General features: G+C 64.3%; 14 protein-coding genes. 9 read left to right on the forward strand and 5 right to left on the reverse strand.

The annotated features are described in order from the left end of the window. Positions 1-8: 8 nt before the first annotated feature. On the forward strand, positions 9-1,496 hold the full coding sequence (locus tag K5658_RS12325; protein WP_281425887.1) for a lipopolysaccharide biosynthesis protein: 1,488 nt from the start codon (positions 9-11) through the stop codon (positions 1,494-1,496). 27 nt (positions 1,497-1,523) lie between these two features. Here K5658_RS12325 and K5658_RS12330 read toward each other — a convergent pair whose 3' ends face one another. The 4 genes from K5658_RS12330 to norR all read right to left on the reverse strand — a co-directional run bounded on the left by K5658_RS12330 (position 1,524) and on the right by norR (position 6,469). Next, on the reverse strand, positions 1,524-2,867 hold the full coding sequence (locus K5658_RS12330; protein WP_221063433.1) for a putative O-glycosylation ligase, exosortase A system-associated: 1,344 nt from the start codon (positions 2,865-2,867) through the stop codon (positions 1,524-1,526). A 271-nt stretch (positions 2,868-3,138) separates the two neighbouring features. Further along, positions 3,139-4,080 (reverse strand): sigma-54 interaction domain-containing protein, encoded by a 942-nt coding sequence (locus K5658_RS12335; RefSeq protein WP_221063434.1) that lies wholly within the window; start codon positions 4,078-4,080, stop codon positions 3,139-3,141. A 22-nt stretch (positions 4,081-4,102) separates the two neighbouring features. Further along, the gene (locus K5658_RS12340) at positions 4,103-4,846 is read right to left on the reverse strand and encodes a sulfite exporter TauE/SafE family protein (protein ID WP_425515849.1); all 744 of its coding nucleotides are present in this window, start codon (positions 4,844-4,846) and stop codon (positions 4,103-4,105) included. A 66-nt stretch (positions 4,847-4,912) separates the two neighbouring features. Then, complete coding sequence (gene norR, locus K5658_RS12345; RefSeq protein WP_221063435.1) at positions 4,913-6,469, reverse strand: nitric oxide reductase transcriptional regulator NorR; 1,557 nt, start codon at positions 6,467-6,469, stop codon at positions 4,913-4,915. A gap of 274 nt (positions 6,470-6,743) precedes the next feature. On the opposite strand from norR, the gene K5658_RS12350 reads away from it, so the two are divergent. From K5658_RS12350 to K5658_RS12385, 8 genes are all read left to right on the forward strand, one after another. Then, positions 6,744-7,121 (forward strand): group I truncated hemoglobin, encoded by a 378-nt coding sequence (locus K5658_RS12350; protein ID WP_221063436.1) that lies wholly within the window; start codon positions 6,744-6,746, stop codon positions 7,119-7,121. Positions 7,122-7,137: 16 nt separating this feature from the next. After that, a complete protein-coding gene (locus K5658_RS12355; protein WP_221063437.1) occupies positions 7,138-8,124 on the forward strand; it encodes a 2Fe-2S iron-sulfur cluster-binding protein in 987 nt (328 codons plus the stop codon). Further along, positions 8,121-9,287, forward strand: a complete 1,167-nt coding sequence (locus tag K5658_RS12360) for an HPP family protein (protein ID WP_221063438.1) — start codon at positions 8,121-8,123, stop codon at positions 9,285-9,287. The genes K5658_RS12355 and K5658_RS12360 overlap by 4 nt, the downstream gene beginning before the upstream one ends. Continuing rightward, positions 9,284-9,631: a hypothetical protein gene (locus K5658_RS12365; protein ID WP_221063439.1), complete on the forward strand. Its 348-nt coding sequence runs from the start codon at positions 9,284-9,286 to the stop codon at positions 9,629-9,631. The genes K5658_RS12360 and K5658_RS12365 overlap by 4 nt, the downstream gene beginning before the upstream one ends. Then, complete coding sequence (locus K5658_RS12370) at positions 9,628-10,230, forward strand: cytochrome c (protein ID WP_221063440.1); 603 nt, start codon at positions 9,628-9,630, stop codon at positions 10,228-10,230. The genes K5658_RS12365 and K5658_RS12370 overlap by 4 nt, the downstream gene beginning before the upstream one ends. Continuing rightward, positions 10,227-11,744: a cbb3-type cytochrome c oxidase subunit I gene (locus K5658_RS12375; RefSeq protein WP_221063441.1), complete on the forward strand. Its 1,518-nt coding sequence runs from the start codon at positions 10,227-10,229 to the stop codon at positions 11,742-11,744. The genes K5658_RS12370 and K5658_RS12375 overlap by 4 nt, the downstream gene beginning before the upstream one ends. Positions 11,745-11,891: 147 nt before the next feature. Further along, positions 11,892-12,845 carry an Lcl C-terminal domain-containing protein gene (locus K5658_RS12380; RefSeq protein ID WP_221063442.1) on the forward strand — a complete coding sequence of 318 codons (954 nt, stop codon included), beginning with the start codon at positions 11,892-11,894 and terminating at the stop codon, positions 12,843-12,845. Positions 12,846-12,971: 126 nt separating this feature from the next. Continuing rightward, positions 12,972-13,481, forward strand: a complete 510-nt coding sequence (locus K5658_RS12385) for a DUF1269 domain-containing protein (protein ID WP_221063443.1) — start codon at positions 12,972-12,974, stop codon at positions 13,479-13,481. A 60-nt stretch (positions 13,482-13,541) separates the two neighbouring features. Here the strand turns inward: K5658_RS12385 and K5658_RS12390 are convergent, their stop codons facing one another. Then, complete coding sequence (locus tag K5658_RS12390; RefSeq protein WP_221063444.1) at positions 13,542-14,228, reverse strand: S1 family peptidase; 687 nt, start codon at positions 14,226-14,228, stop codon at positions 13,542-13,544. Positions 14,229-14,260 lie beyond the last annotated feature (32 nt).

Here is a 14,260-nt window from a genome sequence, read left to right on the forward strand (position 1 = left end):
CCCCACCCGTGAACCTCCGCACCCAAGTATTGTCCGCGCTCAAGTGGACTTTAATCGGTAGATTAAGCTCGCAGATCGTGTCTTGGGCCATTACCATCGTCGTGATGCGCCTACTGGCTCCCAACGATTATGGACTGGTGGCGATGACCACCATATTCAGCGGATTATTCGCCTTCATCGCCGAAATCGGGCTGGGCTATAGCCTCGTGCAATCGAAAGAGGTTTCAACCCGACAAACCCGGCAGGTTTTCGCCGTCGTATTGACTTCGAATTTTTGCGTGTCCGCGCTCCTGGCCTTCGGGGTCGCGCCGCTCGCGTCATGGTTTTTCGCGGAGCCACGCATAGAGGCGGTCATGCAAGTCATCAGCTTGCAATTCATCCCCGCCGCGTTCGCGGTCATCCCCAACGCGACCCTGGACCGTGCGATGCGCTACCGGGAACGGGCGTTCATCGACTTTTCGTCCCATTTCCTCGGCGCTTTGCTCATACTTTTCCTGGCCCGCGAGGGATATGGCGCTTTATCCTTGGTTTGGGGCACGGTATTCCAAACCACATTCCGGGCGATAGGGTTAAACTGCATCAGCCCCTATTTCCACCTACCCTTATTCCGTTTTTCCGGCAGTGGCCAGATCATCCGGTTCGGGCGGGACGTGGCGGCCACCCAGTTCATATTCTATATCTATTCCCAAGCCGATTCGTTCGTGATCGGAAAACTGCTGGGGGGCCACGACCTCGGACTATATTCCGTCTCGATGAACCTGGCATCGATGCCCGCATCGCGCTTTTCCGCCATCCTCAACCAAGTGGCTTTTCCCGCCATGTCCAAGGTCAAGCGTGACGGTGGCAATGTCAACCAATACCTATTGAAAAGCCTGCGTGGTATCAGCCTGCTATCCTTCCCCGTCATGTGGGGCATGTCGTGCGTGTCCCCGGAACTCGTGGCCGGGTTGCTCGGCGGGCAATGGCTGGAAGCGACCGACTCGCTCGCGCTGCTCTGCCTCATCATGCCACTGCGGGTGCTGAGCCCGATCATAAACGCCGGGCTGCAATCGGTCGGACGCGCCGATGTGAGCTTCCGCAACACGGTTTCGACCGCCATCGTGATGTGCGCCGCGTTCGTCGTCGGCTGCCAAGCCGGCCTGCCGGGCATGGCGCTGGCCTGGATATCCGCGTTCCCGCTGGTCTTCCTCGCCAATGTGGCCCTCTCCCGCCGGCACCTCGACTTGACCCTGTCCGCGGTGATCCTGGCGTTTTTGAAGCCCCTGTTCGCCAGCCTGCTGATGTACGGCGCGGTGTGGGGTATGCGCGAGGGCCTGGCCTCCTTGGCGGTGCCGCCAGCACTTCACGCCCTAACCCTGCTGCCCCTGCCCCGGCTGGGAATACTGGTATTCACCGGCGCGCTGGCTTATCTGCTGGGGAACCTGCTGTTCAACCGTACGGGACTGGCCGAAGTGATGGGCCTGCTGCGGCCCGCCAGGCTCGAAACGTCCTCTTGACCCGGCACGCCAGCGCGGTGCACGAGATCAAGCGCCGCCCTGCCTCGTCCTGACGAAACCCGCCTGCGTGGCGGGGTGGCCGGAGGCCGCGTCCACGCCTACGCCTACGCCAGCGGCGGAAGCCGCTATTTCCTTGCCGACGGCGGTCTTGACCGCGCCCACGATGAAGAGCAGGCACCAAGGCAAATCGAAATACGCCAACCCCAGGAACGCGCCGCCGGTCGCATAGGCGATCAGGGAAACCTGTGTCATCCGCGCCAAATCCCCGGCCCATTGCAAGGCCGCGACGCCCTTGGCTTTCGCGGTTATCCAACGGGTATCCCTGAACACCAGCCACCATATGGTCAAATAGGCGATCAACCCTGGGAAACCATGCTCGCCGAGTATCTCGAAATAAATACTATGCACGTCGAACGCGCCGCCCTGGGAATTCCTGTAGAAACCCTCGGGCGAATATAAGGTATACGCATTGACCGACCACAGTTCGAAGCCCCCCCCGGTCAGCCTGTCCTGGGCGATCCTTGTCGCCACGGTCCAGGCTTGGAGCCGGCTCATCGCGGACGCATCTTGCTGGTAGGTTTCGATGGTATGCATGCGCTGGTACCATGCGGCCGGCATCATGGCGAGGATCACCCCGACCAGCAATCCCCCCAGCAACGCGATCCTGAACTTGTTCTTGACCTTGAACCAGAAGTAGAACAGCATCGCGCAGCCCGCCAAGAGGGCGCCACGCGATTGCGTCCCGGCGGCGGCGACCACGGTCAAACCCATGCCGGCCAGCAGGGCCAACCTCAGAAACCGCTGCCGCACCTGCGACGACAAATAATAAAAGAAAGGCGCCGTCATCAGCAGGGCGACGGCGACCTCGTTATTCCCTTCCACGAAGGATCCGCTCGGCCCCCAAACCCGCTGTGTCCCCCCGGTTATTATGGTGAATATCCCCCCTTTCACCCCGTAATATCCGAACGAACCCACGACCACCGCGATCATCTTATTGATCGCGGCCTTATCCACCAGCAGCATCCCGGTGACGATGGCCATGAAAAATATCTTCGAAACCTTCTTGTACTGGATCCAGGCCTCGTCCGGGATCATCGCATACGCAGAGGTGACCGCCATCCACGCCCACAGCACGCACATCCCAATCGCGGCGGCGGACATCGGATTGATCTTCCGCCTGGCGCCGAAGGCCAAGGGTATCGTCACGACCGCGGAGATCAGGGCGAACGGGAACGAATAGGCGAACCCGTAGGCCAAGCGATGCGGATTCATGAAGGATACCCAGTTCCACAACAGGACGCCGTAAAGGGGCTCCTTGAAGACCCTGAGCAGGACCAGGCAAAAAATCACGACCAAAGCGATATCACGCATTACGCTTGCCTAAATACGTAGATCATCGAACACCCCGCCAAACAAACCCGGCGGGCGGGGAAGCCGGATGGAGAAATCCATCCCACGGACTTGGGAAGGAGCCGGAACCGTCAAACCAGGGCGGGCGTGGCGGATTAGCCGAAAGGAAGCGGAGGAAGTGGATGGCGCGGAAGGAGGGGGGCGGTGTGCGGAGCCACCGGCGGGGCAGTAGGACGACCGACCCGGCGTCCGCCCGGACCGGCCACGGTCCAGGCGGACGCCGGACGATCCCTTAGCTGATCCCATATTTCTGCATACGGTACAACAAGGTATCCCTGGAAATCCCCAACAGCCGCGCCGAGCGGCTGCGGTTGCCGTTGGTGCGGTTGAGGGCCTGGCGGATCAGGTCCATCTCCACCTTCTCCAGGTCGATACCGAGTTCGGGCAGGTCGAACAAGGGCTTTTGCACCGGCACCCGGTTGATGATTTCCGAGGGCAGGTTGTTTTCCTCGATCACGCGCCCGGCCAGGAGGATCGACAGGCGCTCGCAGACATTGCGCAGCTCGCGGACATTGCCCGGCCAGTGGTAGGCCGACAGGCGGTTGAGGGCGACTTTGCTGAAGCTGGCCTCCGGCAAACGATGCTCCTCGGCGAACTGGCGCATGAAATGCTGTAACAAGACCTGGATATCGCCCATGCGCTCGCGCAGCGGCGGGATTTCCAAGGGGACGACATTGAGCCGGTAATAGAGGTCGCGGCGGAATTCGCCCCTGGCGATCTTTTCTTGGAGGTTGGAGTTGGTGGCGGCCAGGATGCGGACATTGACCCTGGAGGTCTGGGTTTCGCCCACCGGCTGGATTTCGCCGGTTTCCAGGAAGCGCAGCAGCTTGGCCTGCAAGGCCACGGGCAGGGAATCCACCTCGTCCAGGAACACCGTGCCGCTGTCGGCGGCCTGCAAACGCCCGAGTTGGTTGCCGATGGCCCCGGTGAACGCGCCCTTCCTGTGGCCGAACAATTCGGATTCGGCCAGGGATTCCGGCAGGGCGGCGCAATTGAGGGTGATGAACGGTTTGTCGGCGCGGGGGCTATGCTGCTGCAACGCCTGGGCCAATACTTCCTTGCCGGTACCGGTTTCGCCGACCACCAGTACCGTCACATCGGTCGCGGCCACCATCCTGGCACTCCGCAGCAAAGCCTCGAAATTCGGCGACTGGCCGATCAATCTTTGAAACATAGCCTCAACCTCCCATCGTTGATTACATACCTATCGAGTGCCGCACCATGGGATTCAACCAGGGGAACGCAGCCAATAGGGCCAGGGCGATCAAGGTGATACCCGTCGCCTGGCGGAATTTTTTCATGCTGGATAAACGCACCATCCAAGAGGTCATTATACCGACCCCCATTACCGCGGGCATAGTGCCGAGTCCGAAAGCGAACATGGTGAAGGTGCTGCGCACCACATCCCCCGTGGTCGCGGCCAAGGTCAGGGCGGTATAGACCAGCCCGCACGGCAGCCAACCCCAGACCATGCCGAACACGAAGGCCTGCGGCAGGGTCTCGACCGGGATCAAGCGCCGCCCATAAGGCTCGATCCTGCGCCACATGGTGCCGCCGATCTTTTCGATATAGGCGAAGCGCGGGAACCAGCCGCCGATATGCAAGCCCGCCCCGGCCATGATCAGGGCGGAGAGGATTTGTAGGATGCGGTGGCCGTGGCCCTCGCCCAAGGGCATGCTCAACATATGCTCGGCCAACCCGGCCAATAGCCCGCCCAGGGAGTAGCTGGCGATCCGCCCGAGGTTGTAGCTGAACACGAAGGGCATCAGGAGATGCTTCTGCTCGCGGATTTCCCGCTTGAGGCTCAGGGTGAGGGAACCGATGATGGAACCGCACATCCCCAGGCAATGCAGGGCGCTGAACAGCCCCATGAGCAGGGCGACCAGGTAGGAAGTACTGAAGGTTTCGTCGAAATGGTGCATGGGCGCGAAAGATACCATAAAAGGCGCATCCTAAGATAAGCGTTGGCACGCTTTTTCCTCACCGGACCCATACCCCGGTCCCGGCTATTTGATACCCAGGCGCCGCGCCAGCCGGTGCAAATTGCCAGGGTCCAAGCCCAAGCGCCGCGCCGCCCCGGCCCAGTTACCCCCGGCCGCCGCCAGGGCCGCGAGGATCGCGCGCCGCTGGAAATCGTCCACCGCCACCGACAATGGCATATCTTCCCGCGCGGGCATCCCTTCGCCGGGCACCGGAACCTCGGCCATATCCAGATCGCCCGGCTCCAGCACCACCGCCCCGCCCCGGTTGGCCGCGGCCCGGAGGGCGGCGCGGAGCATGGCGTGTTCGAGTTCGCGCACATTGCCGGGCCAGGCATACCGGTTCAGCGCCTCGATGGTGGCGGGCATCATCGCCAAGCGTTCCAGGCCCAGCTTGACCCGCGCCCGATCCAGGAAATGTCCGGCCAGCACCGCGATATCCTCCACCCGTTCGCGCAACGGCGGCACCCGTAAGGGATACATCGTCAGCCGGTGATAAAGATCGGCGCGGAACCGGCCCGCCCTCACCTCCTCTTCCAAAAGCCGGTTGGTGGCGGCGATGATCCTGACATCGGCCCAGTGCGCTTTGTCCGAGCCGGGCCGTTGGATTTCCCCGAACTGCACCGCCCGCAGCAGCTTGGCCTGGATCGCCAGGGGCAGCTCGCCCACCTCGTCCAGGAACAGCGTACCGCCGTCGGCCAGTTCGAACTTCCCGGCCCGCTCGCTCCCCGCCCCGCTGAACGCGCCCTTGGCATGGCCGAACAATTCGCTCTCGGCCAGGGCTTCCGGCAGGGCGGCGCAGTTCACATAGACCAAGGCTTGGCCGGCCCGCGCCGAGCGGGAATGGATGATCCGCGCCAGGACTTCCTTGCCCACCCCGGTTTCCCCCAGCAGCAGCACGGTCAGGTCGGACTTGGCGACGATATCGATCTCGCGGTCCAGCTTGAGCATGGCCGGGCTTTGGCCCAGCACCGGGCCGCTCCGCGCCAGCGCCTCGTTCACCAACTCAGCGGCGACCTGGCCGCGATGGCGGGCGAGGTCTTCCAAGGTACCGATATAGGTTTCGTAGCGCAGGGCCACGGTGGCGATGGCGGCGAAGGTCTGGAAAACGTGGTCGTCGATGCGGTCGAACACCCCGGCTTGCAAGGCGTCCGCCGTCAGCGCCCCGAACAAGGTGTTTTCGTTGTAGAGGCCGCAGCCCAGGCAGGAATGGACTTGCAACTTGCCATGGGCATCCCCGGCCAACCAACCGTCATAGGGATCGGGGCGGGGATCGTGGGCGGGGAAGCGCAACGGCGCGCGCGATTCGACGATGGCCGCCAAGCGCGGATGTTCCGCCGGGAGGAACTTGCGGCCCAGCACCTCGGGCGAAAGCCCCAAGGTCGCCACCGGCACCAAGGCCCCTTCCCGGTAGCGCAGCAGGGCGCAGGCTTGGTTCCCTGTGACGCGGGCGAAGATTTCCAGGAAGCGGAGATGGCGCTCGCGCATCGACACCTCGGCGGTCAGGTTCAACACCGCGGCGCGGATGGCCTCATCGACGTTGGCTTGGGAAATATTCGGATGGGAAGCGGGCCGGGATTTCATAGGGCAGTCAAATCGACACGGGGCTTGTTATTTCGACACCACGGCCCGATTCCCCCGCGAGGGCCGCGAATCCTCGGGCATTCCCTGGCCGGACCGGCCCAGGCCACCCGACCGGGGCTGTCATCTTAACAACATCGGGTCGATACAAGAATATAAATCCATTTTTTATCAATGGGATAGGCTCTGGCACCGGGCTTGCTAACACCGGCGTTCCGAGGACCGGCCTCTTGTGGCCATCCCGCGCAACCCTTATCAGCCCCCATCGGAGCCAAGCATGTCGCAGAATACCCCCTCCCTGTACGAACAACTCGGCGGCCAAGCCGCCGTCGATGCCGCCGTCGATATCTTCTACCGCAAGGTGCTGGGCGACGACCGCATCAGCCATTTCTTCGAAGGCGTGGACATGGACCAGCAGGCCGCCAAGCAGAAAGCCTTCCTCACCATGGCCTTCGGCGGACCGCACCACTATACCGGGCTCGACATGCGGCGCGGCCATGCCCATCTGGTGGCGAAAGGCTTGGACGATAGCCATGTGGATGCCGTGATCGAGAACCTGGGCGGCACGCTGCGGGACCTGGGCGTCGCCGAGGGCCTCATCGCCCAGGTCGCGGCCATCGCCGAAAGCACCCGCGCCGACGTGCTGGGCCGCTAGGACCGGAGGTTACGCCATGGCCGCGATCCATTACGCCGACCAGCGTTTTGAACTCGAACCGGGGCAATCGGTGTTGGATGGCCTAACCGGCCAGGGCGTGCCCGTGCCTTCGTCGTGCCGGGCGGGCGTCTGCCAAACCTGCCTGATGCGTTCCACCGAAGGCACGCCGCCAACCGCAGCCCAGCACGGCCTGAAAGACAGCCTCAAGGCCCGGAATTACTTCCTGGCCTGCGTCTGCCATCCCACGCAAGACCTGCGGGTGGTCCTGCCCGATGCGGAGGAAGACCGCCAGACCGCCACCGTGCGCGGCCTGGACCTTTTGGGCGGCGGGATCATGCGGGTGGCGCTGGAATGCCACGCGCCGCTGGATTACCGCCCCGGCCAATTCATCAACCTGTTCCAGGGCACCGGGCAGGTCCGCAGCTATTCCATCGCCAGCGTGCCGGGCTTGGACGACCATATCCACCTGCATGTGCGGCGCTTGGCCGGGGGCCGGGTGAGCGGCTGGGTCCACGGGGAACTGCGGCCCGGCCAGACCGTGACGATCCAGGGTCCGGCCGGCGATTGCTACTACCCGTCCGGCACGCCCGGACAGCCGCTGCTCTTGATCGGCACCGGGTCCGGGCTGGCCCCGTTGTACGGCATCGTCCGCGACGCGCTGGCCCAGGGCCATTGCGGGCCGATCCGGCTGTATCACGGCAGCCGCGCACCGGAAGGCCTGTATCTGGCCGAGGAACTGCGGGCTCTGGCCCAACGGCACGCCCATTTCGATTACATCCCCTGCCTGTCCGGGCCGGACGCGCCCGAGGGCTACGCCCAAGGCCGGGTCCACGAGGTGGCTTTGCGGGACAACCCCAAGCTCGACGGCTGGCGTATCTTCTTCTGCGGCCACCCGGAGATGGTCAAGCTGGGCAAGAAAAAAGCCTTCCTGGCCGGTGCCGCGCTACGGAATATCCACGCCGACGAATTCACGGTCGGACCCGCCACGGAACCGGGCGCATGAACGGCGACACCGCGCCGGGATTCCGCGGGCGCTTCAAGCTGCCGGCGCTTCGGCCCAGGGAAGCCAATCCGGTCGCCCTCCCGGCCCGGCTGCGGATCGCCGCGTCCGCCGGGCTGGCGATCTATGCCACGGCCTGGGTCGGCGGCGCAACCAGCCCGGCCCTGCCGATGGTGGCGTCGATGGGCGCGTCGGCGGTCATCCTGTCCGCCGTTCCGCACAGCCCGATGGCCGGAACCTGGGCGGTGCTGGGCGGGCATTTATTGTCGGGGCTGGTCGGCGTGGCCTGCGCCGGCTGGATCGCCGATCCCTGGAGCGCCGCCGGTTTGGCGCTGGGACTGTCCATCTTCGCCATGCACAGCGCCCGCTGCCTGCATCCGCCCGGCGGGGCCACCGCCTTGTACGCGGTCCTGGGCGGGGACGGCGTGCGGGCGCTGGGCTATGAATTCCTGCTGACACCACTGGCGCTCAATCTCGGCCTCCTGCTGGCGCTCGCCAAACTCGCCCACCGCCCACGCCCACCCGCCAAACCCGCGCCGACCCCGGCCCACCCGCCGCCCTTGGAACGGCTGGGCCTGAACGGCGCGGACCTCCGCGCCGCCCTGCACGATATCCATGCCTTCGTCGACGTGAGCGAAGCCGAACTGCGCCAACTCTACGAACTCGCCGCCAACCACGCCTACCGGCGCGGATTCGGCGAACAGGATTGCATCGGCATCATGTCGCGCGATCCGGTCACGGTCGAATTCGGGACCGACCTGGAAGAAACCTGGGCCTTGATGCGCCGCCACAACATCAAGGCGATCCCGGTCATCGACCGCGGCCGCCATGTCATCGGCATCATCACCCTGACCGATTTCTTCCGCCACGCCCAAATCGAGCGCCTCGACGGCATGGGCGGCAAGCTGCGGCGGCTGCTCCAAACCACGCCGGGCGTCCACTCGCGCAAGCCCGAGGTCGCGGGGCAGATCATGACCGCGCCGGTGGTCAGCGTGCGGGCGGGCACCCCGGTCGCCGACCTCGCCCCGCTCCTGTGCGGACGCGGCATCCACCAAATCCCCGTCGTCGATGCCCGCGACAAACTGGTCGGCATCGTCACCCAGTCCGATTTGATCGCGGCGATGTACCGCAACCTCGTCCCGCAACCCGTGGTCCAAGCCCCATGATCCAGCCGGTCGAACTCCAGGATTTCCTGCTCACCTTTTTCGCCGCCGCCGCGATTATCCTCGGCGGGGCCAGCTATGCGCTGTGCTATGCCTGGGCCAGGCTCGGGCGGCGTCCCGGCTTGCTGCGCTGGGCCTACGCGGCCTATGCCGTACTGGCGGTGTCGGTGTGGATATTGACCGCCACCGCCCATCTCGATGGCTATTGGCGGACCTTGGCGGCGGCGATGCTGGTCGGCTATTTCCTCGCGCCCCGCGCCATCTTCCGGCTCTGCGCCGACACCCACGCAGCCGAAGACGACGCAGTCCCTCCCCCCTCCCACCCACCACAGGAGCCATCCCCATGAATTCCCCGCCACGCTGGGCTTCCGAAGCCTTTTGGAAGAAAACCGCGGTCTGGGTGACCGCCGGTTCGTTCGTGCTGCTGATCGGCCTGACCTTCGATTCCCTCTCCCAGGTCGCGGCGGGCGGCAAGCGCGTACCCGCCTACGCCGTCATCAACCAAAAGATCGACTACCGTTTCGACCCGCAAGCCAACCGCTACCTGCCGGTGATCGGCGGCGACGAACCCTTGTTCGGCAAGGTGTTCAGCGAAACCGAAGCCGAAGCCTTGGTCGCCCTCGGCAAGAAAACCACCCAGGCCAAGAACTGCATCAACTGCCATACCCTGCTGGGCAACGGGGCTTATTACGCGCCCGATCTCACCAAAGCCTGGCTGGACCCCGGCTGGATCGACGCCGCCAACCGCGAACAGCTGATGCTGGAGTTCCTGAAAGACCCGCCCAACCATCCCCGCACCTACGGCAGCGGTCGGCGGATGCCGCAACTCGGCATCACGGACGCGGAAGCCCATGGCGTCGTCGCCTTCCTCAAATGGATGTCGGCCATCGATACCAACGGTTTCCCGCACAACTTCAAAACTTTGTACGCCCAGGAGCAGCCATGATCAGACGCGCAGCCGCCCTGCCCGGCCAAGTCGCCGGGGCTTTCGCCCGCCTCGACAGCCACCACCTCAACGGCGGGCAACAACTCGCCGTGAAATATTTCGCGGTGGCGATGGTCCTGTTCCTGGCCCAATTGCTGTTCGGGCTATTGGCCGCCATCCAGTTCGTGTGGCCGGGATTCCTGTTCGATCTCGTCGATTTCAGCGTGAACCGCATGGTCCATATCAACGCCATGGTGGTGTGGATGCTATATGGCTTCATCGGCTCGGTGTACTGGTTCCTGGAGGACGAGAGCGGCACCGAAATCGCCGGCTTGAAATGGGGCGAAACCGCCTTCTACGTGCTGACCGCCGCCGTGACCGTGGTGGTGCTGGTCTACCTCCTGGTCCAGACCGGCCCCGGCAACGACACCACCCGCTGGCTCATCAACGAGGGCCGCGAATATATCGAAGCCCCGCGCTGGGCCGATATCGGCATCGTCGCCGTGATGCTGGTATTCTTCTACAACGTGGCCGGGACTTTCGCCAAGGGCCGCTGGTCGGGGATTTCCGGCGTGTTGACCCTGGACCTCGTGGCCTTGGCTGGCCTTTACATGGCGGGCATGTTCTACGCCACCAATATCACCGTGGACCAATACTGGTGGTGGTGGGTCATCCACCTGTGGGTGGAGGCGACCTGGGAAGTCTTGGTGGGCTGCATCATGGCCTGGAGCCTGATGAAACTGCTGGGCGCGCGCCGCCGCATCGTCCAGACCTGGCTCTATATCGAAGTGGCCCTGATGTTCGGCTCCGGCATCCTGGGGCTGGGGCATCATTATTTCTGGATCGGCACCCCGGATTATTGGCTGGCGATAGGCGGCTTCTTCTCGGCGCTGGAACCGATCCCGCTGGTGGCGATGGTGGTGCATTCCATCTACGATTCCGGCACCCATAATTTCAGGAGCAGCAACCATCCGGCCCTGGCCTGGATCATCGCCCACACCTTCGGCAATTTCCTGGGCGCGGGCGTGTGGGGCTTCATGCATACCCTGCCCCAGATCAACCTCTACACCCATGGCACGCAATGGTCGGCCTCGCACGGGCATCTGGCCTTTTTCGGCGCCTACGCCACCATCAACATCGCCTTCTTCTATCTGGCGGTGCAGCAATGGCGGGGCAATGTGTGGATGGGCGGCAACCTGGCCCACGGCTGGCGCTGGAAATGGGCCATGGGACTATTGAATTTCGGTGTGCTGGGAATGACCGTGGCCTTGTTGATCGCGGGCTACGAGCAATCCTTCATCGAACGCGCCGTGGAAGGCTCGACCTGGAGCGGCTATTTCGCGGCCCAGACCCATCCCTGGTTCGTGCAGTCGATGGTGTGGCGGTTGGTGTTCGGCTTGATGACCCTCGCCGGGGCGGTGTTGTTGACCTGGGATTTGCTGACCATCGGCGCGGGGGAAACCCGTGCGGCCCTGGTGATCGAGCCCGAATCGCCGACCGGGGAAACTGGAACGGTGGCCGCGCCCGCGGCTTGATCTTCGCGGAATCGTGCCGTCCCGGCGCTGGCGCGATCCGCCGGTTGACGGAAAGTGTCCCTTTATCGTGCATATCGCCATGCTCCGCCGTATGCTATCCGTGTCCCGGTTGGGGGGATTCCTTTCATAGTTCCACGAGGACACATCATGCGATCCATCATCAGGCTACTCGCCTTGGCCGGGCTATTGGCCGTAGCGGGCACCGCCGCTCCGGCGGCTCCACCCGAAGGCACCCAGATCTATGCCAGCGGCTACGCCCAGGGCGGCAGCAATGCCAACTTCACTTGGCTCAATCCCGGCCCGCTCATCTACAAGGTATGGGTACAGATACCGGCCCAGGGCACGGCCAGCAAGGCGCCCTACCGGGTCTATCCCAAGGGCAACCCCTCGGGCGGGGCGGCCTGTTCGCCGGACGACCCGCTCGCGCCCTGCTTCGAAGTACCGGTCAACCAAGCCTCCCGGCAAAAGCGATGGGTGCAACTGACCCTCAACAAAGACCCCGAAACCGCCTGGAGATTCACCAAGGCGGGTTTCGTGAGCGTGGACGCCAGCACCGTCAGCCCCGGCGAGACGCTGGGCGCGGCGGCGGCGGTGTTCCAGGATGCCAGCCCCCTGGCGATAGGCAAGACCTACCAGGGCGGGATCATCTTCTATCTCAACGCGGCCAAGAGCCATGGCCTGATCGCCGCGCCGACCGATCAAGGCACGGACAGCACTTGGTGGAATGGCATGTACTTCCCGGTCGCGGGCGGCCCGGACAACACCGCTATCGGCATGGGCCAGGCCAACACCGAGGCCATCGTCGCCGCGCAGGGCGCGGGCGGCTATGCCGCACGGCTCTGCTACGACCTGGTGATCGGCAAATACACCGACTGGTATTTGCCCTCCAAGGACGAACTGAACCTCATGTACACCAATATCGGGCCGGGGGCCGCCGCGCCGCTGACCAATGTGGGGGGATTCGCCAGCGCCCTCTATTGGAGTTCCTCTGGATACCAATACGACGACCGCTATGCCTGGGGCCAGGGTTTCGGTGCCAGCGGCCAAAGCCCGACCCCCAAGAGCTACCCGTTCCACGTGCGCGCCGTGCGGAGTTTTTAGCCCCCACCGGAGCCATCCGCCTGGATTCGGAAAACCGCGCAGGACCGGCACCTTGAATTTTCCGCAACATCCGCCGTCTATACTTGCGCCTTTTCCCGAAATAACCCCAACACAAGGAGTTTTCCCATGAGCGAATTGATCGTCATCGGCTATGACAGCCCGTTCCAGGCGGAGGAAGTCCGGCTCAAGCTCTTGAAGATGCAGCGCGATTACCTGATCGACCTGGAGGACGCGGTGGTCGCGGTCAAGCAGGCCGACGGCAAGGTCAAGCTGAACCAGGTGTTCAACCTGACCCAGGCCGGAGCCATTGGCGGGAGTTTCTGGGGCGCCCTGGTCGGGATGCTGTTCCTGAATCCGCTGCTGGGCGCGGCGGTGGGCGCGGGGGCCGGGGCCATCTCCGGTGCCTTGAGCGATGTCGGCATCAACGACGACTTCATGAAGAACCTGGCCGACACCTTCAAGCCCGGCACTTCCGCCCTGTTCATCCTGGTCCGCAAGGCCACGCCGGACAAGGTCTTGGGCGAACTGAGCGGCGCGGGCGGCAAGATCATCCAGACCTCGCTCTCGCACGGGGACGAAGCCAAGCTGCAAGCGGCCCTGGACGCGGCGCAAACCCGCACCACCGCCGTTTTCTGATCCCGATCCCCCCGCGGGTTCCCAAGCCCCGCTTGGGAGCCCGCGACCCAATCGCCGGGGTTATTTCCCCAGCGTCCGCAGAAAAGCCGGCAAGGCCGCCGCATCCTCCCAAAACGTCAAACCCCGCAACGGCCCGATCTCGCGGGCCTCCCCGGCCTCGACAGCGGCGATCCAAGCGCTGGGAATCGCGTAGCCCCGCGACTGCGCGGCGGACAGGAAAGTCGCCAAGCCCACCAAACGGCCTTGCCCATCGAACAAGCCCCCGCCGCTGCCACCGAAGGTGAAATCCGCCGTGGTTTCGATCACCCACCCGCCCTCGAAAGGATGCAAAGCCCGCACACGGGCCTCGGCGTAGGCGATCCCGATGGCATGGGGATAGCCATAGAAATACAACGGCTGACCGACGCCCACTTCCCCATCCCGCCCCAAACGCGCCACCGGGAACGGCAGGCCCGGCACCACCAGCACGCACAGGTCGCGCCGGGTATCGGCCCGCTGCGCGGTGGCCGGGAAGCTCAGCGCCCCCTTGCCGACAGTGATCCGCCCGGCGTCGCGGGTGACATGGCAATTGGTCGCCACCCGGTCCTGCGCCACCACCACGCCCGAGCCATAAAACACCCGGCCCCCCGCCATATAACCCCGTATCTGCACCACGCTGAGGGAAGCCGTATGGTCCACCTCCGCCGCCACGGACCACGCCAAGCCCGCGCAGACCGCCCCTATTCCGCATCGCATCGCTAATCGCATGATGGTTTTCCTCCGCCGGTATGGATCGACAC

The sequence above is a fragment of the Methylomagnum ishizawai genome (genome assembly GCF_019670005.1).
GTDB classification, from domain to species: domain Bacteria; phylum Pseudomonadota; class Gammaproteobacteria; order Methylococcales; family Methylococcaceae; genus Methylomagnum; species Methylomagnum ishizawai.